The organism is Erythrobacter sp. W36, assembly GCF_057364935.1.
Genome location: NZ_CP200281.1, coordinates 1637680 through 1663190, shown reverse-complemented (window position 1 = coordinate 1663190; position 25511 = coordinate 1637680). Strand labels below are relative to the sequence as shown.

The 25511-nt window shown below is 58.5% G+C and carries 26 protein-coding genes and 1 pseudogene; 13 read left to right on the top strand and 14 right to left on the bottom strand.

Annotated features, from left to right (window positions below; genetic code table 11):
• The first annotated feature begins 73 nt into the window (after nucleotides 1-73).
• From glmU to AC0V6U_RS08165, 4 genes are all read left to right on the top strand, one after another.
• Nucleotides 74-1432, top strand: coding sequence for a bifunctional UDP-N-acetylglucosamine diphosphorylase/glucosamine-1-phosphate N-acetyltransferase GlmU (glmU, locus tag AC0V6U_RS08180; protein WP_472645664.1), 1359 nt, complete (start codon nucleotides 74-76; stop codon nucleotides 1430-1432).
• Nucleotides 1429-1704 (top strand): HNH endonuclease, encoded by a 276-nt coding sequence (locus AC0V6U_RS08175; protein WP_472645663.1) that lies wholly within the window; start codon nucleotides 1429-1431, stop codon nucleotides 1702-1704. The genes glmU and AC0V6U_RS08175 overlap by 4 nt, the downstream gene beginning before the upstream one ends.
• 93 nt (nucleotides 1705-1797) lie before the next feature.
• On the top strand, nucleotides 1798-2694 hold the full coding sequence (locus AC0V6U_RS08170; RefSeq protein ID WP_472645662.1) for a methyl-accepting chemotaxis protein: 897 nt from the start codon (nucleotides 1798-1800) through the stop codon (nucleotides 2692-2694).
• A gap of 101 nt (nucleotides 2695-2795) precedes the next feature.
• Nucleotides 2796-3446 carry an SOUL family heme-binding protein gene (locus tag AC0V6U_RS08165; RefSeq protein ID WP_472645660.1) on the top strand — a complete coding sequence of 217 codons (651 nt, stop codon included), beginning with the start codon at nucleotides 2796-2798 and terminating at the stop codon, nucleotides 3444-3446.
• A gap of 56 nt (nucleotides 3447-3502) precedes the next feature.
• Here the strand turns inward: AC0V6U_RS08165 and AC0V6U_RS08160 are convergent, their stop codons facing one another.
• Together AC0V6U_RS08160 and AC0V6U_RS08155 are read right to left on the bottom strand one after the other, a co-directional pair.
• Nucleotides 3503-3742 (bottom strand): DUF1153 domain-containing protein, encoded by a 240-nt coding sequence (locus AC0V6U_RS08160; protein ID WP_472638356.1) that lies wholly within the window; start codon nucleotides 3740-3742, stop codon nucleotides 3503-3505.
• Between the two features lie 229 nt (nucleotides 3743-3971).
• On the bottom strand, nucleotides 3972-6017 hold the full coding sequence (locus tag AC0V6U_RS08155; RefSeq protein WP_472645731.1) for a prolyl oligopeptidase family serine peptidase: 2046 nt from the start codon (nucleotides 6015-6017) through the stop codon (nucleotides 3972-3974).
• A gap of 364 nt (nucleotides 6018-6381) precedes the next feature.
• Here AC0V6U_RS08155 and AC0V6U_RS08150 point away from each other — a divergent pair, with 364 nt between their 5' ends.
• Complete coding sequence (locus tag AC0V6U_RS08150) at nucleotides 6382-6762, top strand: hypothetical protein (protein ID WP_472645658.1); 381 nt, start codon at nucleotides 6382-6384, stop codon at nucleotides 6760-6762.
• A 9-nt stretch (nucleotides 6763-6771) separates the two neighbouring features.
• Here AC0V6U_RS08150 and AC0V6U_RS08145 read toward each other — a convergent pair whose 3' ends face one another.
• Nucleotides 6772-7392, bottom strand: a complete 621-nt coding sequence (locus AC0V6U_RS08145; protein ID WP_472645657.1) for a hypothetical protein — start codon at nucleotides 7390-7392, stop codon at nucleotides 6772-6774.
• A 62-nt stretch (nucleotides 7393-7454) separates the two neighbouring features.
• Between AC0V6U_RS08145 and AC0V6U_RS08140 the strand changes: the two genes are divergently transcribed.
• Entirely contained in the window at nucleotides 7455-7946 is a 492-nt protein-coding gene (locus tag AC0V6U_RS08140; RefSeq protein WP_472645656.1) for an RrF2 family transcriptional regulator, read from the top strand.
• Nucleotides 7947-7993: 47 nt separating this feature from the next.
• A complete protein-coding gene (locus AC0V6U_RS08135) occupies nucleotides 7994-8596 on the top strand; it encodes an SRPBCC domain-containing protein (RefSeq protein WP_472645655.1) in 603 nt (200 codons plus the stop codon).
• A gap of 70 nt (nucleotides 8597-8666) precedes the next feature.
• Here the strand turns inward: AC0V6U_RS08135 and AC0V6U_RS08130 are convergent, their stop codons facing one another.
• The 6 genes from AC0V6U_RS08130 to AC0V6U_RS08105 all read right to left on the bottom strand — a co-directional run bounded on the left by AC0V6U_RS08130 (nucleotide 8667) and on the right by AC0V6U_RS08105 (nucleotide 14090).
• The gene (locus tag AC0V6U_RS08130; RefSeq protein WP_472645654.1) at nucleotides 8667-8924 is read right to left on the bottom strand and encodes an ATP synthase F1 subunit epsilon; all 258 of its coding nucleotides are present in this window, start codon (nucleotides 8922-8924) and stop codon (nucleotides 8667-8669) included.
• A gap of 21 nt (nucleotides 8925-8945) precedes the next feature.
• Nucleotides 8946-10403: a F0F1 ATP synthase subunit beta gene (gene atpD / locus AC0V6U_RS08125; protein ID WP_472645653.1), complete on the bottom strand. Its 1458-nt coding sequence runs from the start codon at nucleotides 10401-10403 to the stop codon at nucleotides 8946-8948.
• Between the two features lie 23 nt (nucleotides 10404-10426).
• Nucleotides 10427-11296, bottom strand: coding sequence for a F0F1 ATP synthase subunit gamma (locus AC0V6U_RS08120; RefSeq protein WP_472645651.1), 870 nt, complete (start codon nucleotides 11294-11296; stop codon nucleotides 10427-10429).
• 131 nt (nucleotides 11297-11427) lie between these two features.
• Nucleotides 11428-12957 carry a F0F1 ATP synthase subunit alpha gene (atpA, locus tag AC0V6U_RS08115; protein ID WP_472645650.1) on the bottom strand — a complete coding sequence of 510 codons (1530 nt, stop codon included), beginning with the start codon at nucleotides 12955-12957 and terminating at the stop codon, nucleotides 11428-11430.
• Between the two features lie 12 nt (nucleotides 12958-12969).
• On the bottom strand, nucleotides 12970-13524 hold the full coding sequence (locus tag AC0V6U_RS08110; RefSeq protein ID WP_472645649.1) for a F0F1 ATP synthase subunit delta: 555 nt from the start codon (nucleotides 13522-13524) through the stop codon (nucleotides 12970-12972).
• 176 nt (nucleotides 13525-13700) lie between these two features.
• Nucleotides 13701-14090 carry a DUF1304 domain-containing protein gene (locus AC0V6U_RS08105; RefSeq protein ID WP_472645648.1) on the bottom strand — a complete coding sequence of 130 codons (390 nt, stop codon included), beginning with the start codon at nucleotides 14088-14090 and terminating at the stop codon, nucleotides 13701-13703.
• A gap of 133 nt (nucleotides 14091-14223) precedes the next feature.
• Here AC0V6U_RS08105 and AC0V6U_RS08100 point away from each other — a divergent pair, with 133 nt between their 5' ends.
• On the top strand, nucleotides 14224-15051 hold the full coding sequence (locus AC0V6U_RS08100; protein ID WP_472645647.1) for a TauD/TfdA dioxygenase family protein: 828 nt from the start codon (nucleotides 14224-14226) through the stop codon (nucleotides 15049-15051).
• 27 nt (nucleotides 15052-15078) lie between these two features.
• Here the strand turns inward: AC0V6U_RS08100 and AC0V6U_RS08095 are convergent, their stop codons facing one another.
• Nucleotides 15079-16686, bottom strand: coding sequence for a trypsin-like peptidase domain-containing protein (locus tag AC0V6U_RS08095; RefSeq protein WP_472645646.1), 1608 nt, complete (start codon nucleotides 16684-16686; stop codon nucleotides 15079-15081).
• 59 nt (nucleotides 16687-16745) lie between these two features.
• Between AC0V6U_RS08095 and AC0V6U_RS08090 the strand changes: the two genes are divergently transcribed.
• From AC0V6U_RS08090 to AC0V6U_RS08080, 3 genes and pseudogenes are all read left to right on the top strand, one after another.
• On the top strand, nucleotides 16746-17810 hold the full coding sequence (locus AC0V6U_RS08090; protein ID WP_472645645.1) for a bifunctional transcriptional activator/DNA repair enzyme AdaA: 1065 nt from the start codon (nucleotides 16746-16748) through the stop codon (nucleotides 17808-17810).
• A gap of 1 nt (nucleotide 17811) precedes the next feature.
• On the top strand, nucleotides 17812-18000 hold the full coding sequence (locus AC0V6U_RS08085) for a hypothetical protein (RefSeq protein WP_472645643.1): 189 nt from the start codon (nucleotides 17812-17814) through the stop codon (nucleotides 17998-18000).
• Between the two features lie 2 nt (nucleotides 18001-18002).
• Nucleotides 18003-18561 (top strand): annotated as a pseudogene (locus AC0V6U_RS08080) (isocitrate lyase/phosphoenolpyruvate mutase family protein).
• 23 nt (nucleotides 18562-18584) lie between these two features.
• Here the strand turns inward: AC0V6U_RS08080 and AC0V6U_RS08075 are convergent.
• On the bottom strand, nucleotides 18585-19598 hold the full coding sequence (locus AC0V6U_RS08075; protein ID WP_486169424.1) for a VOC family protein: 1014 nt from the start codon (nucleotides 19596-19598) through the stop codon (nucleotides 18585-18587).
• A 2-nt stretch (nucleotides 19599-19600) separates the two neighbouring features.
• Entirely contained in the window at nucleotides 19601-20299 is a 699-nt protein-coding gene (locus AC0V6U_RS08070; RefSeq protein WP_472645641.1) for a glutathione S-transferase, read from the bottom strand.
• A 121-nt stretch (nucleotides 20300-20420) separates the two neighbouring features.
• Between AC0V6U_RS08070 and AC0V6U_RS08065 the strand changes: the two genes are divergently transcribed.
• Nucleotides 20421-20822 carry a nuclear transport factor 2 family protein gene (locus AC0V6U_RS08065; protein ID WP_472645640.1) on the top strand — a complete coding sequence of 134 codons (402 nt, stop codon included), beginning with the start codon at nucleotides 20421-20423 and terminating at the stop codon, nucleotides 20820-20822.
• Nucleotides 20823-20831: 9 nt separating this feature from the next.
• Here the strand turns inward: AC0V6U_RS08065 and AC0V6U_RS08060 are convergent, their stop codons facing one another.
• Nucleotides 20832-22394 carry a cryptochrome/photolyase family protein gene (locus tag AC0V6U_RS08060; protein ID WP_472645639.1) on the bottom strand — a complete coding sequence of 521 codons (1563 nt, stop codon included), beginning with the start codon at nucleotides 22392-22394 and terminating at the stop codon, nucleotides 20832-20834.
• A 44-nt stretch (nucleotides 22395-22438) separates the two neighbouring features.
• Entirely contained in the window at nucleotides 22439-24607 is a 2169-nt protein-coding gene (locus tag AC0V6U_RS08055; protein ID WP_472645638.1) for a primosomal protein N', read from the bottom strand.
• Nucleotides 24608-24783: 176 nt separating this feature from the next.
• Between AC0V6U_RS08055 and fsa the strand changes: the two genes are divergently transcribed.
• Nucleotides 24784-25437: a fructose-6-phosphate aldolase gene (fsa, locus tag AC0V6U_RS08050; RefSeq protein ID WP_472645637.1), complete on the top strand. Its 654-nt coding sequence runs from the start codon at nucleotides 24784-24786 to the stop codon at nucleotides 25435-25437.
• Nucleotides 25438-25511 lie beyond the last annotated feature (74 nt).

Genomic DNA, 25511 nt, shown 5'->3' with positions numbered 1-25511 from the left:
ACGGACGTGAAATCGCAAGGTTTTGCGAGCGCACGGCTTCACTTCATGCAAGCAGACTTATAAGGGAGGCCGCATGACTGATTTTGCTGCCATCATCCTTGCTGCGGGCAAGGGAACCCGGATGAAATCCGACCTCCACAAAGTGCTTCATCCGATTGCGGGGCGGGCGATGCTCGACCATCTGATGGCTTCGGTTGATGAACTGAACCCTGCGCGGCGCGTGGTCGTGGTTGGCGCTGGCAAGGAGCAAATCGAGGCGGCCGTTGCTGGCCGTGCTGACACCGCTTTGCAGGAGCCGCAGCACGGCACAGGCCATGCGGTTCAGCAGGCGCAGGCGCCGCTAAAGGGCTTTGAAGGCGATGTGCTGGTGCTCTACGGCGATGTCCCCTTTGTGCGTGCGCAAACTATGCAGGCCATGCTGGAGCGGCTGCATCAGGATGATGCACCTGCGGTTGTGGTGCTTGGCTTTGAGCCGGAGGATGCGCTGCAATATGGCCGCGTGATTGCGGATGGCGACGGCGCGATCAGCAAGATGGTTGAATTTAAAGATGCGAGCGACGCAGAGCGCGCTTGCCGGATGTGCAATTCGGGCCTGATGGCGGCGAGCGCCAAGGATATGTTTGCTCTGCTGGACCGGGTCGGCAATGACAATGCGCAGGGCGAATATTATCTCCCCGACATCGTCAATATTGCGATTGCCGATGGCCGGGTTTGCGCAGTCGTATGCACTGACGATCCCGATGAAGTTGCGGGCATTAATTCACGCAGTGAACTCGCCCAGGCAGAAGCGCGTTGGCAAGTGGCGCGCCGCGAACAGGCGATGGTCGATGGCGCCAGTCTTCGCGCGCCTGAGACGGTCTTCTTCAGCCATGACACCAAGATTGGCCGCGATGTCACGATTGAACCCAATGTTGTGTTTGGCCCCGGCGTCACAGTCGCTGACGGCGCGCATATCAAGGCGTTCAGCCATGTTGAGGGCGCATCTGTCGGAGGCAATGCTCAAGTCGGCCCATTCGCACGGCTGCGGCCCGGTGCAGTGCTGGAAGAGGGCGCGTTTGTTGGCAATTTCGTCGAGATGAAGAAGGCGACGCTTGGCCCCGGCGCAAAGGCAAGCCACCTGACCTATCTTGGCGATGCGACCGTCGGCGCGGGCGCTAATATCGGCGCGGGCACAATTACCTGCAATTACGATGGCTATTTCAAATATCAAACCGTGATCGGCGAGCGCGCCTTTATCGGCTCGAACAGCGCGCTGATCGCTCCGGTTACTATAGGCGCTGACGCAATCGTTGCGGCAGGCAGCGCGGTTAGCCGCGATGTTGCCGACGGAGAGCTGCGCATGGTGCGGGCCGAGCAATTCGTGAAGCCCGGCTGGGCCGACCGCTTTCACGACACGATGAAAAAGAAGAAGGCGGCCAAGAACAAGGGGTGAGTGAAGGCGAGGATCTCAATTGCTGGTTGTGCGAGCGTCCGTTTGGCGCGCTGATCCAGTGGCATCACCCGGTTCCTAAGTCGAAGAAGGGGCGGGGCACCGTTCCTGTCCATCCGATCTGCCACCGGGCGATCCACGCCAATTTCACCAATGCAGAGCTGGCCCGCATTGGTGACGAAGCGCAAACCATTCGCGCCCATCCCAAAGTGGAAAAATTCACAAAATGGGTGGCCAATAGACCACCTGATTTTCATGCATCAACCCGCCGATAACAGTCACTTAGTCTGATGGCACAGCTGCGGCCCCTGCCGCGCGGGCCATTATGGTTAGAATTTCCTTAAGTATCCGGCCCTATGTCGCAGTGCATGAGTGATCAGGGTGAACAAAATTTCAGGCAGGCCAAGGTGCTGGCCGAGCAAGTGCTCAACAACGCGCAGCGCGTTAACTCAGCCTCGCTGGAGCGTGCGGCCTTTGTCGACAATCTCACCGAGAGATCGCAGTCTATCGGCGAAGACATCGGTTCACTGCGCGCGCAAAATGAAAGCGCACGCGATGCGCTCAACAATGCCTCGCAAGCTACCAACAATATGTCGAACGAGGTCGACGGTATCGTCGAAACGCTCGATAATGCGCTGAAACAGATCGAAGATTTGTCCTCACGGCTCGCGGAGTTTCAAAGCCGCTTTGCCGAAGTTGAAAGCGTTTCTAAAGCTATTCAACAAGTCGCCAGCCGCACCAATATCCTCTCAATCAATGCTCTGATCGAAGCGGGCCGGGCGGGTGTGCACGGCCACGGCTTTGGCGTTGTTGCACAGGAAGTGCGCGAGCTTGCCAATCTAACCAGCGACAGCGCAACCAGCATTTCCAGCACGATTTCCGAGCTCACCAATGATGTGGGATCATTGGTCTCCAGCTGCAGCAGCCTGGAATCGCGCATGATCAGCAGCACCGAGAGCGGCAAAAAAAGCATCGAGGTACTCAAGACCGTGGACCGCAGTCTCGACGAGTCGCTCTCGCTGGCGGACTCGACCTATGCCGCGTCATCGGCTCATTTGGAGCAGCTTTCCCAAATCACCGACGGTATGGGCAAGCTCAAGGATGACACCATTGCGGCGATTGAAGGCTCAGCAGAGAACATTCAAATCTCGTGCGAGCTTCAAGGCTGCATCGATGAAATGCGTGCGGCCTGGAAGAAGGGCGATCAGCGCAGCGAATCCGTCACTTCTGACACCGAAGTGACCGAAAGCGTCCGAGCCGCCTGACGGGCCCCTCAGCGGCGTCTGAGCCCCTGAAACTAACAGCATCCGGGAACCATTGGCCTGCGTAACTGCTACATAGACAGTCACGCACAGGAGCCGAAGGTATGGGTATCAAGAAATGGATCGCAGCAGGCGTTGGCGTAGCAGCCATCGGAGCAGCTGCGGGTTATGCACAATACCGCGATATTGAAGTGCCTGCCTATCAGGTTGTGAAGGCCGAGGCTCCGTTCGAGCTGCGCGATTACAAGCCGATGATCGTGGCTGAAGTCACTCACACTGGCGATCAAAGCCGCACGCGCGGCGAAGGCTTCCGGCGACTGGCAGCTTACATCTTTGGTCAGGATCGGCCTGAGGGCGGCGAAGACATCGCGATGACCGCGCCGGTCATGCAAGACCGGGCCGTTGATCAAGATGAAGCGATTGCGATGACCGCTCCGGTGATGCGAGACAGCCCTGAGGCGGATCAGTGGCGCACGCGCTTTGTCATGCCATCCAAATACACTCTGGAAACGCTGCCAGCTGCGCCTGCGGATATCACTCTCACAGAGGTGCCCGGGCGAAGGATCGCTGCGGTGCGGTTCAGCGGAACTGCCCGAGCGGGCGATTTGGCCGACATGGAGACTGAGCTTAGCAAGTGGGTTGCGAGCGAAGGGCTAAAGCCAATTGGCGGCTTTGAGCATGCCTTTTACGATGCGCCGATGGTGCCAGGGCCACTGCGCCGAAATGAGGTGATGGTCGAAGTTGCGGCGGAGTAAGGGGCTCCACCGCAACGTTCAGCACCAGGTCGAAGACTAGACCAGTAATGTGAGGCTTACGCCTCTTCGAGAGAGCGGATGCGATAGACGTTTCCGCCCGTCTCGCGTTCCCACTGCTCAAATTCTGCACGGCTGAGCAAATAGCGCTCGCGGGCTTCATCAAAGCTGATCACTTCCTCGCGCACGGCGCGGACAACGTCCGCCTTGCGAGCCTTTGACCAGTGAACCCGGTGTGAGTGGGGTAAGCCTGCACGCTTGATTGCCTCAGCGATGGATATGTCGCGCGGATAAGCCATTAGATAATCTCCTATTACCGCCCCCGGTGATAGAAAAGTGAGCCTCAGAGACTTAATTCCGTCTTTTCAAACATGGTTAATTTTGACCTAACCACCTTATAGGTTCTGTCCGCGCGACGAACCGTTGGAAAAGTGTCGGATGCGCTTACACAGCCCGATGCACAAAGGGCGACCGATGCGTTTTATGCACCGATCGCCCTTCGATTAAGAATCGCTAAGATGCTGAAATTCAGCCGCCAGAGGCGCTTTCGACTTCAGTTTCGCGCTCATCCATAAGGCGCTTCATCAGGTAAACATATTGCAATGCCTGAAGCTTGGCGCGCTGTTCGTTATCAACCCCGCCGGAGTGCCCGCCGGTCATATCCTCATAGTAATAATAGGGCTGACCCAGCGCCTTCAGCTTGGCTGCGCCTTTGCGGGCGTGGGCCGGATGCGTGCGGTCATCGGCGGTTGAAGCCCATAGGAACGGGGCGGGGTAGTCCACGCCCTCTACGATCTTTTGGTAGGGCGAATAGCCCTCGATCCAGGTGCGCTGCTCTGGAATGCGCGGATCGCCATATTCGCCGATCCACGATGCCCCGCGGCCGATCACATGGTAACGCAGCATATCGAACAGCGGGATCGCAACGATTGCCGCGCCGAACAGGTCGGGCCGCTGGGTAAAGGCCGTGCCGACCAGCAAGCCGCCCTGCGACCCGCCTTGGATGCCTAGATGCTGAGGCGAGGTGAAGCCGCGCCCAACGAGATCCTCACCCACTGCGATGAAATCGTCCCAGGTGCGCTGCTTGTTCTCGCGGATCGCCGTTTGGTGCCAGCCTGGGCCAAATTCGCCGCCACCGCGCAGGTTGGCCAGCACATAGGCGCCGCCTTTCTCCAGCCACAGCTTGCCCGTGGTGCCCATATATCCGGGCAGGCGCGGGATTTGGAAGCCGCCATAGCCGCTCATCAAGACCGGCGTGGTGCCATCCATCGCCATGCCCTTGGGTTTGACGATGAAGTAGGGGATTTTGGTCCCATCGGCGCTGGTTGCCTGATGCTGCTCAACTTCCATACCGGTCTTGTCGAACCGGCTGGGCGAGGTCTTGAGCACTTCAGGAGCGCCGCCATCGGAGTAATAGAGCGTCGTCGGATTGAGGAAATCCGTGACGGTGAACATGATCTGGTCAGTTTCTGATGACGATGCAGCAATACCAAGTGTCGCATTGTCGGGCAGGTCAACCTGCTCGCTGACCCATTCGCCATCTTTGAAGTTGAACTGCAGAACCTTGCCAACGACATTGTCGAGCATCGTCACGAACAGAGCATTGCCCGTGATGGCTCCGCCGCGCTTGGTCTGGCGCTCTGCCGGTGCCCAAACAAGGGTCTTGGCCGCGCCGTTTGGATCGGCTTTCCATTCTTCCAGATCAACCGCAATCAGACTGTCTGCCGGGAAGGTTTGGCCGTCCACTTCCCAATCAACATCGGTTGAATAGAGCAAGTGGCCATCGACAATCCCGTAAGGCGATGCCTTCTTAGGGATATCGAGCTGTACCCATTGGTCGTCCTTGGAAACGAAGTACTCGCTTTCGTGGAAGCTTACGCCGCGAAACGCGGTCATTGCATGGACAGTGCCGGTGTTGTCGCGCAGCAGGCTGGCGCCGACCCACACGTCCGATTTTTCACCGCGGAACACTTCACGCGCATCGGCCAGAGCCGTGCCGCGCTTCCACAGCCGCGAGGTGAAGGGATATTCGCTCTCTGTTAGGGTATCGCCGCCAAAATCGCGGCCAACCAGCAACGTGTCTTCATCGAGCCACTGAATGCCGCCTTGGCTTTTCTCAGCGAGCTCAAAACCGCCTTCGACAAAGGTCTTTGTAGAGGTGTCGAACTCCCGCATGATGGTGGCATCTTCGCCGCCATCTGACAGTGCAATCATACACTTATTGAGGGTAGGGGGCAGACAGGTTGAGCCCTGATAGACCCATTCCTTGCCCTCAGCAGCCGCAAGCGCGTCCACGTCCAAAATGGTTTCCCATTCCGGCTCATCGCTTTGGTAGCTCTCCAGCGTCGTGCGGCGCAGCAGACCCTTCGGATTCTCCTTGTCCTGCCAGAAATTGTAGAGGCCATCGGGGCGGAAGCTCACATAGGGAATGCGGTCCTCGCTGTCGAAAATGGCCAGAGCCTCGGCCTTAAGCGCTTCAAAGCGCGGATCAGCCTCCATCGCGGCGAGCGTCAGCTTGTTCTCGTTCTCAACCCAAGCGAGGGCTTCTTCGCTGCGCGCTTCCTCTAGCCAGATGTAAGGATCCTGCTCTGGGCCGGGTACTCCGTCAGCGGCGGGCTTAGCATCAGCGGCATGTCCGTCGGCTGCGGCCGGCTGTCGCGGCGGTCATCGCAAGCACTCCGGCAAGCGCGGCGGAAATTGCGTATTTGGAAACAAGTTTCAAATGTCCTCTCCAATGAGAATTCGCGTCAGATTGTCGGCGTAGAGAGTGGCGATTTGCAGGCCATATGGGAAGCGAAAAGATCACCGAATTGGCGCGGCTCCAAACTCTGCGACGGGCCAAGAGATTTACATCATTTTACAGACCAAAGTTAATCCGCGTTAACTTTTTTGCCGTCTAACGACACGCAGACGCGAACTTCTAAACACGAAGGATCACATGATGCACACGGCAGACAATCACGAACTCGCAAAGGCGACCAGCCTTTCCCTGATGATCAACGGCAAATCAGAATCCGCAGTGATTGTCTGGCTGACGCAAACCGATGCCGAGATCATCGTTGATGACAGCCTGAAGCTGCAAGCGAACCAAAAGATGTTTCTGCTGGTCGCTGGCTTCCTCAGCCTGCCACTGCGCGTTCGCAGCGTTTACGGCAATCATGTCAGCCTGAAATTTGAGCAGCGAGTGCAGCGTTCACTGATCGACTTTATAGCGCAGGAAATGCCAGGTGCAGGCATTGATGAGACCCTCGACGAACTCGAAGAGCGCGCCATGCCACTGCCGCAATGCGCCAGCGTGTTGATGGATGAGGCTGCTTAGGAGGAAGTCCTATTCAGCAACGCCCGGAAACATATCGAAATACTCGCGATAGTCTCGCGGAAGCTCGATCTCATAGAAGCTGCCACCATAGGCTAAGACGATAACCATGCCGACCAATGGCCCCACAGCCAGAGCGAACGCGTGCCACGTTTCAGGCCGGCGAAAATGCAGCGCGGCGAGAATGTGGCTGAATAGAGCGGCCACTGCCAGCAAGTAGTAGGGCGCAAACCCATATTTCAACGGCGTCAATACCAGTGTGCCAGCTGCCCAGTAGAAGTTCGTGTCGAGGCCAATGAGTAAGCGGGTCGTCAGCGCCGCTGTCGTGTGAGCAATCACAAAATATGCGAGATAACAGGCACTCGCGAATTGGACTTTGTGCCAAAAGCCTTTGCGTTTGCGCGCCCTTATGCCGCGTAGCAACCTGATGCCGAGTACAACTTGAGCCGCTAGCGCGATTACGAGGGCGATTTCAAACAGCGGGAATTGATAGAACTCGCGGCCCCATTGCAAGGCGACATTCTGCACGCCGATCCCGAAAATTGCAGAGAAGTGCCCCGCGAAATGGATAGCGAGGAAGAGGCCAATAAAGAACGCCAAGTTGCGATGCGCTTGTTTTGCTGTCCGGCTCATGGCACTTTCCTTAATCGGATATTTAATATCTGGATAAAATATATCCGATTAAGGAGTCAAGCATGCAATTGGGTAAAGGTGTCGAATGGACCACACATATCTGCACCATTCTGGCATTGCTGCGCGAAGGGCAGGGCCTCAGTGTTGATGCGTTGGCTGAGTTCTTTGAGGTGCCGTCAGCCTATCTTTCCAAACAGATGCAGCTGCTGCGCCGCGCTGGGATTGTGCAGTCCGTACGCGGGAAGGGCGGTGGTTACCGCCTCGCGCGCTCGGTCGACGATATCACGCTGCTCGACATTGTGGCTGCGATCGAAGGCCCAATGCCAGCCTTTCGCTGCACTGAGATACGTCAAAATGGTCCGTGCGGACTAAAGCTTAAGGATTGCAATGGGCCATGCGAGATCGCCTCAGCTTTCGCTGATGCCGAGAAGGTTTATCGTGATGCCTTGGCAACGAGAACGCTCGCTACGATCATGCAAGAGGCGGCCATGAATTCAACGCCGGAACACATGGTCCAAATTGCGAATTGGGTCAGCGAGCGGTTGAAGACCTAGTCTGTGCTACTGAACGTTCGTAGGTAGGAAAGAGTGGACGGAGAAGTATGATGAAGCATCTCACGTTGGCCATTGCCCTCAGTTTGGGAGCAAGCGGCCTTTTGCACGCGAAAGAAGCACCTAGCGAAAACGTAATCGACTATGGAGAGGATGATCGCAGCCTCAAACATGTCGAAGAGTTCGATGTACCTGTGGCTGAACTATGGGCGCTTTACAGCCGGGAAGAGGATATAACTCGGTGGATGGCACCGGTTGCAAAAGTGGACTTACGCGCAGGTGGCGCGATCCAAACCAACTACGACCCGTGTGCCAGTATTGGTGATCCAGGCACGATCACGCTCTCTATTCTTGCCTACGTGCCAGAACGCCTTCTCTTGCTTCAGGCCGATCTTGAGCCGCAGCGGGATGCCGCATGGATGAATCCTGAGATATTCGAAAACAGAGAAAGGCTATACAATCTGATTGAATTCGAGGCCGTTGGTGAGGGGCGCAGCCGCATCGTCAGTTGGGGCCTTGGATACGGCCAGGGGGAAGCCTGGAACACAATGATTGGCTTCTTCAATAGCGGCAATGAATGGACTTACGGCCAATTGCGAAAGGCCATCGCTGGAGAAGACGCAATGCCATCCTGCGACACTGGACAGGAATAGCGCGCTCAAAACAAAAAGGGCGACCCGTTAGAGCCGCCCTTTTCAAAATTCATCTGATCTCAGCTCTTGCTTAAGCCTCGACGTGCTCCGCTAGCACAGTCAAGCCAGCGTCGCCAACTTCAGCAAAACCGCCTTTGACTTCAATGGTTTCTGGCTCCGCGCCTTCAGTCTTGTAGATCTGCACCGCACCATCGCGAATGGTCGACATGAAAGGCGCGTGGCCTTCCAGGACGCCGAATTCGCCTTCGGCACCGGGCACAACGACCATGTGGACGTCTTCGCTACGGACCTGACGGGCAGGGGTTACGAGTTCAAAGTGTAGTGGCATCAGACTTACCTTTAAGCGCCCTTAGGCGTCCTCAGCCATTTCAGCGGCTTTCTTGACCACGTCTTCGATGCCGCCAACCATGTAGAAGGCTTGCTCTGGAAGGTGATCGTACTCGCCTTCGACAACGGCCTTGAACGAGGCAACGGTATCTTCGAGTTGCACGAAGCAGCCTGGGATACCTGTGAAGACCTCAGCAACGTGGAACGGCTGCGAGAGGAACTTCTGGATCTTACGCGCTCGGGCAACGGTCAACTTATCTTCTTCAGAAAGCTCGTCCATGCCGAGAATGGCGATGATGTCTTGCAGCGACTTGTACTTCTGCAGGGTCTCTTGAACCTTACGAGCGGTTTCATAGTGCTCTTGGCCAACAACGCGCGGTTCGAGAACGCGGCTGGTGGAGTCGAGCGGGTCAACCGCCGGGTAGATGCCCAGCTCAGAGATTGCGCGGTTCAGCGTGGTCGTTGCGTCAAGGTGAGCAAACGAGGTTGCTGGCGCAGGGTCGGTAAGGTCATCGGCAGGCACGTAGATGGCCTGAACCGAGGTGATCGAACCCTTGGTGGTCGAGGTGATGCGCTCTTGCAGGTTACCCATGTCGGTCGACAGGGTCGGCTGATAGCCCACCGCCGAAGGAATACGGCCGAGCAGAGCGGACACTTCCGAACCCGCTTGGGTAAAGCGGAAGATGTTGTCGACGAAGAACAGCACGTCCTGGCCTTCTTGGTCGCGGAAATATTCCGCCATGGTCAGACCAGACAGAGCAACACGGGCACGCGCGCCAGGAGGCTCGTTCATTTGACCAAACACGAGGGCCACTTTGGAGCCTTCGCTGATCGCTTCGCCAGCTTCGTTTTTGGCGATAACTCCTGCGTCGAGGAATTCGTGGTAGAGATCGTTACCTTCGCGGGTACGCTCACCAACACCGGCGAACACGGACACGCCGCCGTGGCCCTTTGCGATGTTGTTGATCAGCTCTTGAATAAGAACCGTCTTACCAACGCCGGCGCCGCCGAACAGGCCGATCTTACCGCCCTTTGCGTAAGGCGCGAGAAGGTCGATAACCTTAATACCGGTCACCAGGATCGCTGCTTCGGTTGACTGGTCGATGAAGGCAGGAGCCTCTGCGTGGATCGGGGCGGTCATATCCGCGCCGATTGGGCCGCGCTCGTCAATCGCTTCGCCAACCACATTCATGATGCGGCCAAGCGTTTTTGGGCCAACTGGCACAGAGATTTGCTTGCCGGTCGAGATCACTTCGCTGCCGCGGGTGAGGCCCTCGGTCGCATCCATTGCGATGGTGCGAACGGTGTTCTCGCCGAGGTGCTGAGCAACTTCCAGAACGAGCGTGTTGTCGCCGTTCTTGGTCTCGAGTGCGGACAAAATCGCTGGCAGTTCACCTTCGAACTGTACGTCAACGACAGCGCCGATGACCTGGGCAATGGTGCCATTGGTGGTCTGGTTGAGGACGGGTGCGGTAGCCATGGTGTTTCCTTAGCCTGTGATTCTTACAGCGCTTCTGCGCCAGCAATAATTTCGATAAGTTCGGTGGTAATCGCGGCCTGACGGCTGCGATTGTATTGAATTGTCAGTGAGTTGATGAGGTCGCCGGCATTGCGGGTCGCATTGTCCATAGCGGTCATCGAGGCGCCTTGTTCGGATGCCTCACGCTCAAGCAGCGCGCCGAAAATCTGCGTTTTCACATAGCGCGGAAGCAGCTCTTCGAGGATTTCCTCTTCGCCTGGCTCATACTCAACCACAGCGTCGCTGTCCTCACTGACCTCAGGCGAGGGGACCGGGATAAGCTGAGTTGTGGTTGGGTTTTGAACCAGCGCCGATTGGAAGTCAGGGCGGATCAGGTGAGCCACGTCAAATGCGTCGGCATCGAACATCTCGACCAGCTCAGCGGCAATCGCGTCTGCTTCCTCAAAGCCCGGTGTGCGGACGTTGGAGGTGTCGAAATGCTTGGCGATGCCATTAGGATATTCGCGTTTGATCGGCGCGCGGCCTTTTTTGCCGACGAGGTAGAACGAGACATCCTTGCCCTCAGCGATCAGCTTCTTCGCCTGAATCTTGGCTTCTTTGACCAGGTTTGAGTTCAAACCGCCGCAGAGGCCCTTATCTGTGTTGACCAGCACCAGCATGTGACGCTGGTTCTTGCCATTGCCAGCGAGCAGGCGCGGTGCACCATCGCCGCTCACCTTGCTGGCGAGCGAAGCCATAACGGCGGAAAGCCGCTCTGCATAAGGGCGCGCAGCTTCAGCAGCGGCCTGCGCACGGCGCAATTTCGCCGCTGCGACCATCTGCTTGGCCTTGGTGATCTTCTGAGTCGATTTAACCGACCCGATCCGATCTTTCAGTTCCTTGAGACTTGCCATTTTATGTCCCTAATCCGTTCGCCCTGAGCTTGTCGAAGGGCTGTTCTTCACTTTTTGACGTTCGTCCGAAAAGGAATGCAGTGCTTCGACAGGCTCAGCACGAACGGGTTTGTAGGTTTGCTCCTTTGATCCTACGCGAACTGCTTTGCGAAGGATTCGAGCGCTGCGACGGTTTTATCCTTCACATCGCCTTCGAACTTCTTGCTCTCGCGGATTTCGCTGAGGATGTCGGCATGCTCGCTGCGGATGAAGGCAAGCATTTGCTCTTCGTAATCGTTCACGCGCTCAACCGGCACATCATCGATGTAACCGTTGGTGCCAGCGAAGATCGACACGGTCTGCTCTTCGAACGGCATTGGCGAGAACTGAGCTTGCTTGAGCAGCTCGGTAAGGCGCGCACCGCGGTTAAGCAGCTTTTGTGTGGAGGCATCGAGGTCTGAACCGAACTGAGCAAAGGCCGCCATTTCGCGGTATTGCGCTAGGTCCAGCTTCATCGAGCCAGAAACCTTCTTCATCGCCTTGGTCTGAGCGGCGCCGCCAACACGGCTAACCGAAAGACCCACGTTAATCGCTGGACGGATGCCTTGATAGAACAGGTCGGTTTCAAGGAAGATCTGACCATCGGTGATCGAAATCACGTTGGTCGGAATATAGGCCGACACGTCGCCTGCCTGTGTTTCAATGATTGGCAGAGCGGTAAGCGAACCGCCGCCATTGTCGCCGTTCATTTTCGCAGCGCGCTCTAGCAGGCGGCTGTGAAGGTAGAAAACGTCACCAGGGTACGCTTCGCGGCCTGGCGGACGGCGAAGAAGCAGTGACATCTGACGATAAGCCACAGCTTGCTTGGAAAGGTCATCATACACGATCACGGCGTGCATGCCGTTATCGCGGAAATACTCGCCCATCGCGCAGCCGGTGTAAGGCGCGAGATATTGCAGCGGAGCAGGCTCAGACGCGGTCGCGGCGACAACGATGGAATACTCCATCGCGCCGTTTTCTTCGAGTTGCTTCACGATTTGAGCAACGGTCGAGCGCTTCTGACCAACGGCAACATAGACGCAGAAGAGCTTCTTCTTGTCGTCGTCGCCTTGGTTGATGTTTTTCTGGTTGATGAACGTGTCGATCGCAACAGCCGTCTTACCGGTTTGGCGGTCACCAATGATCAGTTCGCGCTGACCGCGGCCAACAGGCACAAGAGCGTCAATCGCTTTGAGGCCGGACTGCACGGGCTCGCTAACCGATTCGCGCGGGATGATGCCCGGCGCTTTTACTTCAACGCGCTGGCGTGAAGCGGCTTCGATTGGGCCCTTGCCATCGATTGGGTTACCGAGAGCGTCGACCACGCGGCCAAGCAGGCCCGGGCCAACGGGAACGTCCACGATGGTGCCGGTCCGCTTAACGCTGTCGCCTTCTTTAATCTCTGCGTCAGAGCCAAAGATCACGACGCCGACATTGTCCGCTTCGAGGTTGAGGGCCATGCCCTGAACTCCGTTGGCGAATTCCACCATCTCACCGGCCTGAACCTTATCGAGGCCGTGGATACGGGCGATCCCGTCACCAACGGAGAGAACGGAGCCGACTTCGCTGACTTCAGCTTCGGTACCGAAATTGGCGATCTGGTCTTTGATGACCTTGGAGATTTCTGCTGCGCGGATTTCCATGTTCGTAGTCCTTTAGGCCTTCATTGCCTGGGCGAGAGAATTGAGACGAGTACGGATCGAGCCATCAATGCGCTGCGATCCAATAGTGACGACAAGCCCGCCAAGAAGCTCTGGGTCGACGCTGGGGTTCACTTTAACAGTGCGACCTTCGCGTGCGGTCAGCTTGTCCTTGAGGGCGGAAAGTTGTTCGGCGCTGAGCGGGTGAGCGCTGGCGACATCGGCGGTAACCTCGCCGCGCTGAGCCGCCGCGATCATCTGAAACGCGCGGATCATGTCGGGCAAAGCCGACAGGCGGCGGTTGCCGGCGAGCACGCCGAGAAAGTTCTGAGTAAGCTCGCTAAGGCCGAGGTGGCCCGCGACGCCTTTAATCGCTGCGGCCTGCTGGCTGCGCGAAAGCTCTGGGTTGGTTGTAACAGCGCGCAGCTCAGCCGAATCGGTGAGCGCAGCAGCAAGACCTTCAAGGTCTGTCTCGACAGCGGTTACAGTCCCGTTCTCCGCTGCCAGCTCGAAAAGAGCTGAAGCGTAACGTCCTGCAAGGCTAGCCTGAATACCGGCGGAAATATCCACGCGTTTAAAGTCCTCTTGGGTCTATCGAAAAAACGATGCATCGCTTTGTCTGTTCCAGAGCCCAAATTGGTCTTCCGGCAAAGCTGGCGCGCGCCTAGCATCGGGTGTGAGGTGATGCAAGCCGAGTCCGCTCTTATTGGTTGCATCTTGTGCAAACGTGCTTGCGTCCTGTGGCTCTATGGCAGTTGGGACCTTGCATTGAGGCGCCCGATAAACAGGCAGATCATCGCCGCAAAAGCTGGTGCAGTTTGGACTATCGCGATCCTTGGGGAAACCGTGAACGCGCCAAAGATGCCCGCTATTGCCACGAACGCCAGAAAGCAAAATGCGACGTTGGCTTGCCACTTCGAATCTGTGATCAGCAGCGACCAGATTAGGCCTGCCGCCAAGAACCCATTATATAGTCCCTGGTTCGCTGCCATTGAGACAGTCTGGGAGAAGAGCTCTGACGGGAACGCAGGGAAAACGCTTGGCCCGCGTGTCTCCCACGCGAAGATTTCAAACCATGCGATGTATATGTGAAGAGCGGCAATGAGGCCGATCAGCACCTTGGCGAGCTTTAGCATTGTGTTGTTCCCCGGATTTAGGCCGCGCTCTGTCTACACGGTGTGCGTCTGGCGGGAAGCGTTAGGTGACTTGGCGGGGCAAACTTGCGCTCAGATCAATTTCTTTTAGAAACGGACCAGAGGAGAGGCAAACATGCACCATACAAAGATGGCGCCGCAATGCGGCGTGGAAGTTTCGGGCGTTTCGCTGGCGGATTGCAGCGATGCTGAGCTACTGGAGATCAAGCAGGCGATTTATGAGCACGGTGTTGCTGTGTTTCGTGATCAGGAATTTTCACCGGAAGATCACATCAAATTTGGACGCCGTTGGGGCGGCATCGATGTGAACAATTATTTCCCGTTGCAGGAAGATTTCAACGAAATCGCGGTGGTGAAGAAAGAGGCCGATCAATCGACCAATATTGGCGGCGCATGGCATACCGATCATTCCTATGACCAAATCCCGGCGATGGGTTCCGTGCTCGTCGCGCGCGAACTCCCTCCGCAAGGTGGAGACACCATGTGGGCACATATGGGCGCGGCATATGATGCTCTGCCGGACGATCTGAAGGCTGAGATTGAGGGGTTAGAGGCCTATCACACCGCGGACCACGTTTACAAGACCGATGGTCTTTATGCGCAAACCGACATGGGGAAATCACTGCGCGGACAAGACCTGAAAACGGGCGCGGTGCATCCTGTGGTGATCCGCCATCCTCAGACAGGTCGCAAGCTGCTCTATGTGAATGGCGGCTTCACGATCAATTTCGTTGGGCAAACGCGCGAGGAAAGCCTGCCTTTGCTCACCAAGCTGCTCGATGCAGCGCTAACCGATGACAATCAGTGCCGCTTGCAATGGGCACCTGGCACAGTGGCAATCTGGGACAACCGGACCAGCTGGCACAATGCGATCAATGATTACGCTTACCACCGCCGCGAGATGCACCGCATCACGCTGAGCGGTGAAGCGCTGGCGGCTTAGTCAGTACGCAGTTGTGGGGAGGGGAGCTCACTCCTCTCCCTCCACCGCATCGCCGCCGGTCGTGCCCGCTGAACTGGCGCGGGATTCGCAGGTGTAGACCAGCCGCTCATTCGGGCGGTCCGGGAGCAGCGCCAGCACGGCGGATTGCTGTTCGCCCAATTGGCTCGCCGCATCGGTGACGCCGCAGGAGGCAGGCTTATATTTGGAGCGCGCCTCGCGGGCCTCCTGCATTGGGCCTCGGCGCAAGAGATACCGGTCAGTTTGGAAAATCCGGGTCTGCGGATCGTAGGAATTCACCGAGACCGCGGCCTCGTCATTGGGAACGAACACGCGCGACCATTCCCCGCCTGCCATGCCATATTGCGTGCGGCCGTTGACGCAGCCGTCTGCGGCCCAATCAAACTCAACATCATCGGTCCGGGCGCCGGTCACGCGGCTGCGCTCTGGAATAAAGGTACATAGCAGCGTGCCATCATCAGCCAGCGAGGAAGGATCATCGCTCGCAGGCGCTTCTGCTTCTTCCATCGCGGCGGCGACCCGTTCTTCAATCTCGGAGAACGCAGGGCGCGTAACCCAGACGATCATTGTGCCAATCAGGGCTGCGCCGCCAATTCCAGCAGCGATCATGACCTTGTTGCCCTTTGCTCCGTCACGGCGGGCCTGATAGGCGATATATCCAGAACCAAGTGCAACAACCGCGAGCAGCATGGCCAGGGCCATCGCATTGTCGCGCTCTTCCATCACTTCAAATTGCGCCTGACGCATGGCAGCGGCGCGTTTGTCAGCGAGCTCGGCCTCGCGCGCGGCGACCAATGCGCGGGCCTCGGCGCGCTCTTGTTCAAAGCGGTCGCGCTCAGCTGCGTTGAGTTCATCGATAGAACGGCAGGGCAGGGCATTGGTGCGCGGCTCTATGTCGTTCGCGCGCAGGAAGGGGAGCAATTCACGCAAGGACACTGCGAAGTAAAACTCCGCATCCGACCCGTCCGAATCGGCCCCAAAGGAATTGACGCCGAGGACACGGCCGCAGCCATCGAGCAGCGGTCCGCCAGAATTGCCGCGCGCAATCGGGGCCGTGTGCAGGATCGTGTCAAATTGCCGGCTGGGGCGCTCGCCAGATAAGAAGCCTCGGCTTTTGACCGGCGGCTGCGCGCGGAAGATGTCGCCGAACTCCAGCCCCTGAGCGACATCGACATTCATCGGATAGCCCACGGCCGAAACCTCGCCCATATCGCTGCTGTGTGCGCCCGCAAGTGTTAGCGGTGGCAGGCGCAGCGAGCCTTCGGTAATTTCAATCAAGGCCAGATCATTGCGAGGGCTGACCGCAATCGCCCGGCCAAAGCCGCCTTCTTCGCCCTCTGTCGGGACAATGCCGATCCGCAATGTGTCATCCTGCAGCGCCTCGCGCACGACGTGGGCGTTTGTGACGATCTTCGTCGGGCTGACCGCAAAGCCGCTGCCATGGCTGATCGGAAAGACTTCTTCGCCATCGCTGCCGATAATGACCACGCGAACAACGCCTCTGGCAGCGGCGTCAACATCGCCGGCATCGGCCTGAGCGCTGATAGGGGTGAGCAGGATAAAGAAGCCTAGCAGGGCAAAGAGAATGCGGTTCATCTCTGCGTATTTGCCGGGCATTCACTTTGACCGCAAGCTTCGGGATGTGACTAACTGCGCATTGGGCTAAGACAGATTGCATGAGCAAGAACGAAATCCCCTTTGAGCAAGCCTGGGCTGCCGTAACGCAGCGCGACCGCAGTTTTGACGGGCGGTTCGTGACCGGCGTGCTGACCACGGGCATCTATTGCCGTCCGTCATGCGCCGCTCGCCATCCTTCACCTGCAAATGTTCGGTTCTTCGCAACCGGGGCTGAGGCGCGCGAAGCTGGGCTGAGGGCGTGCAAGCGCTGCTTGCCCGATGATGTTGGGCGGGACGAAGCGGCAGTGCTGGCCGCGATTGATGAGATCAAGGCCTCTGAGGGGCGGCCAACCTTGGACGATTTGGCTGAGCTCACCGGCTACTCGCCAACCCATTTTCAGCGCGTGTTTAAACGCGCCACCGGTCTGTCGCCCGCAGCCTACTCGCGGGCATTGCGCGAGGAGCGGGTGCGCGAGGCCTTAGGCGAGGAGGCCTCGGTGACTGAGGCAGTTTACGAGGCGGGATATTCGGCTCCGTCGCGGTTTTATGATGAGACGAAAGGCAGGCTCGGTATGTCGGCAAAGGATTGGGCGGGCGGCGGCGCAGGGCGCATTGTGCATTGGAGCGTGATTGAAACTTCGCTCGGCGAAATGCTGGTCGCGGCGACCGATAATGGCGTGTGCTGCCTGGCCTTTAACGAAGGCGAGGCAGAGCTGCGCGCCCGCTTTCCCAAGGCGGAACTGATCGAAGGCAGCGGCGAGTTTCGCGCGCTGTTTGATGAGGTCACCAAAGCGGTGGAAGACCCGAGCATCAATGCAGCCCACATCCCGCTGGATGTGAAGGGCACCGCATTTCAGCAGAAGGTCTGGCAGGCTTTGCGCGAAATCCCGGCTGGCGAAACGCGCAGCTATGGCGAACTCGCCGCCGCGCTCGGCAATCCTAAAGCCAGCCGCGCAGTGGGAGGCGCAAACGGCGCGAACAATATTGCTGTGCTGATCCCATGCCACCGGGTGGTGCAGGCCGATGGCTCAATCGGCGGTTATGCCTATGGGCCCGAAATCAAGGCGGAGCTGCTCAAGCGTGAAGGCGCGGAAAGCGGCAGCGATCAAGAGGAGCTGTTTTAACATGACCAAATCTGAATTTGCAGCGCTCCATATCGCTGGCGAGCCGCTGATCCTGTTCAACATCTGGGACGCGGCCAGCGCTCAAGCGGTTGCCAAGGCCGAGCGCGAAAGCGATTGCAACCGGCAGCGCCGGACTGGCCTAGCGCGCAGGGGTTCGACGATGGCGAGGCGATCCCTTTCGAGGCACTGATCGTGACGGCCAAACAGATTGCCGCGGCGACATCTGGCCTGCCCTTGAGCGTGGATATGGAGAGCGGCTTCGCTGCGAGACTGGACCAGCTCTCAGCCAATGCGGCGGCATTGGCTGAGGCAGGGGCAATTGGTTGCAATCTGGAGGACCGCTTGATCGGAGGCGATGGTCTGCGCGATGTGGCTGAGCAAGCGGAACGTATTGCCGCCGTCTCGGCCGCAGGCCTGTTCGTGAACGCCCGCACCGACACCTTCCTCGGGCCCTTGATGGCAGGTGAAGACCCCAATCAAGCGGAGCTAGTCGATGCAGCCATTGCGCGCGCAGGCTTATCACGAGGCCGGGGCAGGGTGCTTCTTTGTACCGGGCCTAAGCGATCCTGCTCTCATTAAAAGGATGTGCGGGGAAACAAACATTCCGATCAATGCCATGCGCTTGCCCGGCATGGTGAGCAATGCAGAGCTGGCGGCGCTCGGGGTGTCCCGGATCAGCTATGGGCCCGGCCCTTGGCGCGAGGCGATGGCTACCGTTGAAGCCATGGCTGCGGAGGCATTCGCGGCCTAGCTCAGTAGGCTTTTGGCTGCTCGCTAGGGCTTGGCCGCCTGATCCACGTAATAAGAGTGCGGGCCAATGCGGCCATCGGCCTGAACCATTTCGATTGAGAAATCGTCCGGCATGCGGAACGCTGTGAAGGTGTAGACGGTGGGCTTGCCGCGATAGATATAGCGCTGCGGCTCAAAGACTGGCGTGCGGCCATTGGTCGATGCGCCGTCCACCGCTTCTTTGATGTCCTCATAGAGAAAGCCGAGGTGATCGAGACCAATGCGAATTGCGCCTTCTTTGGCCCGAGGGGCGACAGCATCTGTGCTTAGGCCCAATCCCTCAGGCGTGGATAGCACGAGCTTTGCATCTGCCACTTTCAGTTCAGCAGAATGGTCGCTCATTGCGGTGGTTTCGGCATCGAAAATTTCAGCAAAGAAGCCTGCGTTTGCATCGACATCTTCGACCAGAAATTGAATGTGGTCGATCGCATATTGCGCCTCGCCAAAATCCATGTCGGCCCGCTCAACAATGACAATGAGCGCGCCATCTGGCCCCAATATGCCAAAGGCTCTCGCCTCCGGTTCCATTGGTAGAGAGATGTCGCCGGGCGCAAACTGGACCCCATTCGCGGACAGGCTTTGGCGCGCCTCCTCCAGCGATGGTGTCGCAATCGCTAGCCATCTGGCCCCGTAGACTGGCTGGTCAATCTCAGACACTGGATCGATGATCTCAGCCTCAAGCCAGCGCTGGTTGCGATCGGCGGGAAGCTCCTCATAGGGCCCGGTTTTGGTAATCGTTATCGTGGGCCCCTGCCACTTGAGCGACACGAAGCGCGCGAGGTCGAACCGCTCGCCCGGATGCGCCATTTCTCGGCCGCTGAAATTGTCCTCGAAAAAGGCGACTGCGGCCTCCTCATCTCTCACGATGTAATGGATGTCGTCGAGATGGATTGGTGCGATTGCTGTGCCAGATTGCGAAGTGTCAGATGCAGGCGCGCACGCCGCGATCAATGCCGCTATAGCCAGAGCAAGAAGAGACCTTATCGGCGCGTGTAACATAGTCAGAACCCGTTCCACTTTGCATCTGCGGGCGCGGTTCCCCGCCAATCTCGCTGCTCAGCCCGCCTTAGTCGAGTTTCGGCGGAAAGCCCGGTTCTGCCTTGGCCATAGCCGCTTGGTAGGCATCGCGTGCGCCGATCCGCTGCAAATAGGCCTTGAGATTGGGCATATGGTCGATACTCATGTCGTTGAAAGCGCGCGCCGTTGTGAGCGAGAAGCCCATCATAATGTCGGCCGTCGTTAGCTGCGATCCGCCAAAGTAATCCGCTTCGCCCAGCCGGCTGTTCAATCGCTGCCCAGGCATTGGTGATCCGCTTCATCAGAGGCGGCGGCATTTCCGCGCCAACCGCGTTTACAGCGATGCTCATCATGCCGTTCGTCATCAGCGTCGCATTGGCGAAGTGGAACCAATAGAGGTGATCGGCAAAATCGGGGCTGTCCGGGCTTGGGACCAGATCTGTGCTGGGCGCATATTTGCCGATGATATAATCGACGATTGCGCCGCTTTCACCCAGCAGCGTGCCTTTGTCCTCGATCAGCGGGGCGATCTCCATCGGGTGCAGCGCCTTCAATTCCGCCGGGGCCAGCCGCGTTTCCGGATCGCGATTGTAAAGCTTGAGATCATACTCAATGCCCAGCTCCTCACACAGCCAAACAATGCGTTCGGATTGCGAAATGCGAAGGTGATGGACAGTCAGCATGATGGTAAGCTCCCAAAGTGTTTGTGCGGCGAGCTTTTGCGGTAGGAGGCGGGATTGTCGAGCCTTTTGTGGCAATGCGCGCGATTGGCCTCTGGCGTGCTGGTGCTTCTCAAGCGCCGCAATGCCGGTTACCATCGCCGCTATGACTGGACCTGACCTTGCAAAGCAATTGTTCGCCGCATTTGAGAACAACGATCTGGAGCGCGCGCGAGAATGCTGCGCTGAGGGCTTTCGCGGATCACAGAACGGCGGACCCGAAATGGACCGCGATCGGCTGCTGAAATTCACCGGAATGGTGAATGCGGTTGTTCCTGATTTTCGCTACGAAGAGGCGGTTCGCTCGGGCACTGAAACGGGCTTTGTCGAAGAGCATCGGGTGCGCGGGACTTTGCCCGATGGCAGCCAGCTCGACCTGATGGTGTGCGTTGTCGGTGAGGTGTCGGATGGCAAGATCACTATGCTGCGCGAATATGTCGATACCGGCGCTGCGGCGGGCCTAATGAAGGCGCTGTCTGCCGGATAATTCTCCGGTTTAATCGCGCGCCCAGCCATCGCGAGCGGGCTCAAGTGTCTCAAGGAAGCTCTCCGCGCTGGAGAGATATTCCTGCTTCTTCTCATCGCCCATCCGGTCCCACGTCGCATAGATCCTGCCGATGCGGTGACTGCTCGAAAGGCGGTCCCGGTGGCGGTCCATAAAGTGCCAATAAAGCGGGTTGAACGGGCATGCGCCGTCGCCCGTCTTCTTGCTCACGGAATAGCTGCATTCTTTGCAGTAATCGGACATCTTATTGATATAATTGCCGCTCGCCGCATAGGGTTTCGTCGCCAGCGCACCGCCATCGGCATAGAGGATCATGCTGGAGACATTGGGCAGCTCCACCCATTGATAGGCATCGGCATAAACCGCGAGATACCAATCCTGCACCGCGCGCGGATCGATTCCGGCCAGCAGACAGAAATTGCCAAGCACCATGAGGCGCTGAATGTGATGTGCGTGCGCGTTTTCTTTGGTTGAGCGAATGCAGTCCGAGAGGCACCGCATATCCGTCTCACCGGTCCAGAAAAACTCGGGCAGGGCGCGCGTCGCCTCCAGATCATTGGCCTCTTCCAAGCCCGGCATAAAGTGCCAGTAGAAACCTCGAATATACTCGCGCCAACCGATGATCTGGCGGATGAAGCCCTCGACCGAATTGAGCGGCGCGCGGCCATCCTCATAGGCCTGCTCAGCGCGCTCACACAGAGCGATCGGGTCGAGCAACCCGCAATTGATGCTGGTTGAAAGCATGGAGTGGTAGAGGTCGTCTGAGCCGAAGACCATGGCGTCCTGATAGGGGCCGAAATTCTCGATCCGCTCCGCGAAAAACGCATCGGCGGCTTGCTCTGCCTCGGCGCTGGTCACGGGCCACTCGAAGGGTTCCAGATCGCCGAAATGGTCGGAGAATTTGTCCTTGACGAGGGAAAGCATTTCGCGAGTGATTTCATCGGGTTCGAACTTGGGCCGAGCGGGCGCGTCCATATCGCCCTTGGGCGGTTCGCGGTTCTGCTTGTCGAGGTTCCATTCGCCGCCTTTCGGCTTGCCATCGTCTAGCATGAGCAGGCCGGTCTTGCGGCGCATTTCGCGGTAGAAATGCTCCATGGTCAGGTGCTTGCGCCCCTCGGCCCATTCCTCAAACTCGGCGTGCGAGCAGAGGAACCGGTCGTCTGGCAGAATCTCGACTTCGCAGGCGAACTTGCCTGGCCATTCCTCGATGGCTTGTTGGACGCGCCATTCGCTTGCCTCAACCACATGGACTGCGCGCGGATCGTGCCGCTCAATTGCGCGGGCGACTTCGCCAGTAAAGCTACCCGAATTGTCGCTATCCGTCAGCTTCACATAGTCGACCTGCCAGCCTGCCTCTTCCAGCTCTGCGGCAAAATGGCGCATCGCGGAGAAGATGAGCGCGATCTTTTGCTTGTGATGTTTGACGTATGTCGCCTCGTCCCAGACCTCCATCATCAGGATGACGCTATCGTTCTTGGTGCGCCCACGAAGGCTGGCGAGCGTGCGGGTCAGCTGATCGCCGAGGATGGGAATGAGGATAGGGTTGGATGCCATGGGCTTCTAATGCTCAGGCCTGCAAAAAGTGCCGAACTGTTTGTTTAAACGAAACTATAGGGATCGATATCGACGCCGACGCGCAGGCCCGGTGGGAAATCATGCGCATCCAGCCAGCCGCGAATGACCTTTTGCAGATTGGCGGAGCGACGCGCATTGACGAGGAAGCGGTAGCGGTAGCGGCCGCGCAGCAGAGCCAGCGGAGCGGGTGCTGGCCCGAGGATATAGAGGTCGTTCTGATCTGGCCGCGTATCGCCCAGCCGCATGGCCGCAGCGCGCGCTTCCCTCTCATCTTCGCTCGACAATATGATAGCGGCCCACCGGCCAAAAGGCGGGGCGCCTGCGTCTTTGCGGGCTTCGGTTTCAGCCTCGTAAAACGCATCGCGGTCGCCCGCCTCAAGCGCGGCGATGACTGGCGCGTCGGTGTGGCGCGTCTGGATCAGAACCTCGCCCGGTTTTGCTCCGCGCCCAGCGCGTCCAGCGACCTGCGCGACCTGCTGATAGGTTCGCTCAGCCGCGCGCAAGTCGCCGCCTTCCAGGCCTAGATCTGCATCAACGACGCCGACCAAGGTCAGCTCTGGAAAGTGGAAGCCTTTGGTCACCAGCTGTGTGCCGACGATCACGTCAATAGCTCCGCCTTCTGCCTGCGCGATGAATTCAGCGGCGCGTTCGGGCGATCCTAAAGTGTCGGAGGTGGCGACCGCCACGCGAGCCTCAGGAAACAGCTCTGCGACTTCATCTGCGATGCGCTCGACGCCGGGGCCGCAGGCTACGAGGCAATCCGGCTCCCCGCATTCTGCGCATTTGTCCGGGACCGCTGTTTCGTGCCCGCAATGGTGGCAGGCGAGGCGGGCGGACAGGCGATGCTCCACCATCCATGCGCTGCAATTGGGGCACTGATAGCGGTGCCCGCAATTGCGGCACAGGGTCAGCGGAGCAAAGCCGCGGCGGTTTAGGAACAGGAGCGATTGCTCGCCCTTCGCCAGACGATCTTCCAGCGCGGCGACCAGAGGCGGGGCCAGCCAGCGTCCGCTGCCTGGCTGTTCCTGAGTTAGGTCGACGAGGCGAATTTTGGGCAAAGTCGCACCGCCAAACCGGCTCGGCAATTCCAGCCGCTCGTAAATGCCGGTTGATGCCATGTGCAGGCTTTCAAGCGCTGGGGTCGCGCTGGCGAGCACCACTGGAATTTTCTCAAACCGGGCACGCATCACGGAGACATCGCGGGCGTTGTAGCGCACGCCCTCGTCTTGCTTAAAGCTGACCTCATGCGCTTCATCGACGATAATCAGGCCAAGGTTCGCATAGGGTAAAAACAGCGCTGAGCGAGCGCCAACAACAACGCCCGCCGTGCCGTTGGCAATGGCTCTCCAAGCGCGCCTTCGCTCGGTGGATTTGAGCGATGAATGCCACAGCACGGGCGGCGTGCCAAAGCGCTGCTCAAAGCGCACAAGGAAATTCTCAGTGAGCGCAATTTCGGGCAGCAGCACAAGCACTTGTCGCCCCTGCCGGATGGCTTCCGCAACAGGCTCAAAATAGGTTTCGGTCTTGCCCGACCCCGTTACCCCGTCGAGCAGGAACGGTGCATATTCCCGCGCTGCCACCGCTTTCACCAGCCTATCGGAAACCTCGGCCTGATCAGGGGATAGCTCCGGCACCCAATGCTCTGGGTTGGCTGGCGGGAAGGGGCGATCAATCGCGACCGTCAGCGGCTCAATCAGCCCGGCGTTCACCATTCCGCGCAGCACGCCTTCTGATACGCTAGCGATCCCGGCGAGCTCGCGGATGGTGCCTTGCTCTCCCACCAAAGCCTCAAGCGCCAGCTTGCGCTGCGGCGTCATCCGGCCCGAGCCTTCCGATCCGCTCAGACGGTATTCGGTCATGGTCGCAGGGCCGCCGAGCGCACCTCCGCTGGAAAGGACCATGCGCGCCACACTGGCCAGCGCGGCGCAGTAATAATCCGCAGTCCACTCGATCAGCCTGCGCAGTGGCTCTGAGAGCGGCGGGACCGGCAGTACTTCGCGGATCGCGCGCAGTTTACTCGGGTCAAACTCGCGGCCCGGCAAGCGACCCTCGTCCCAGACAATGCCGGTGACTGTGCGCGGGCCAAGCGGGGCGAGCACCACCGTTCCAGCAGGCGCGCTCACCCCGTCCGGCAGCTTGTAATCAAGCGGGCCAAGCGCGGCATTGAGGACAAGGAGGCGGACGCGGTTCATGATCGGCCTTTAATATGGGCGCGGCTGACGACCATCGGCAAGGTGCGGCCGCGCAATAATCATCATATTGCTGACGTTACCGTGGAGAGCAGGCGTCTGCGTGGCTGGTCAGCGTGTCCGCGCTATGCCAATCAGGTCTGACGATTCGTGATCTGCCACCAGGAGCCTGAGACGAGATGAAATTCTTTGCCGACACCGCCGAAATTGACGACATTAAAGAACTGGCTGCGACCGGCCTCCTTGATGGGGTCACCACCAATCCATCGCTGATCCACAAGTCGGGCCGCGACTTTATGGAAGTGACGAAGGAAATTTGCGGGATCACCGATGGCCCAGTGTCGGCCGAAGTCGTCGCGCTTGATCACGAAACCATGATGCGTGAGGCAGAGGTGCTGCGCAAAATCGCCGACAATGTCTGCATCAAGGTGCCACTGACGATTGATGGTCTGAAGACCTGCAAAGCGCTGACCGGGGACGGCACCATGGTCAATGTGACCCTGTGTTTCTCGGCCAATCAGGCGCTGCTCGCGGCGAAGGCTGGGGCGAGCTTCATCTCGCCCTTCGTAGGCCGCCACGATGACAATGGTTTTGACGGGATGGACCTGATCGAAGACATCCGCCTGATCTACGACAATTACATGTTTGAGACCGAAATTCTGGTCGCCAGCGTGCGCCACGTCACCCACGTGCTCGAAAGCGCGAAGATCGGGGCCGACGTCATGACGGCACCGCCGAAAGTGATCAAAGCTCTGTTCAACCACACGCTGACCGACAAGGGCATTGATGCGTTTATGGCGGACTGGGCGAAGACGGGTCAGAAGATCGTTTAGGAGTGTGAGTCCCCGCGCAGGCGGGGACCTCCTCGCTTGTGCTTGGGACTCCCGCCTTCGCGGGAGCTCACAAT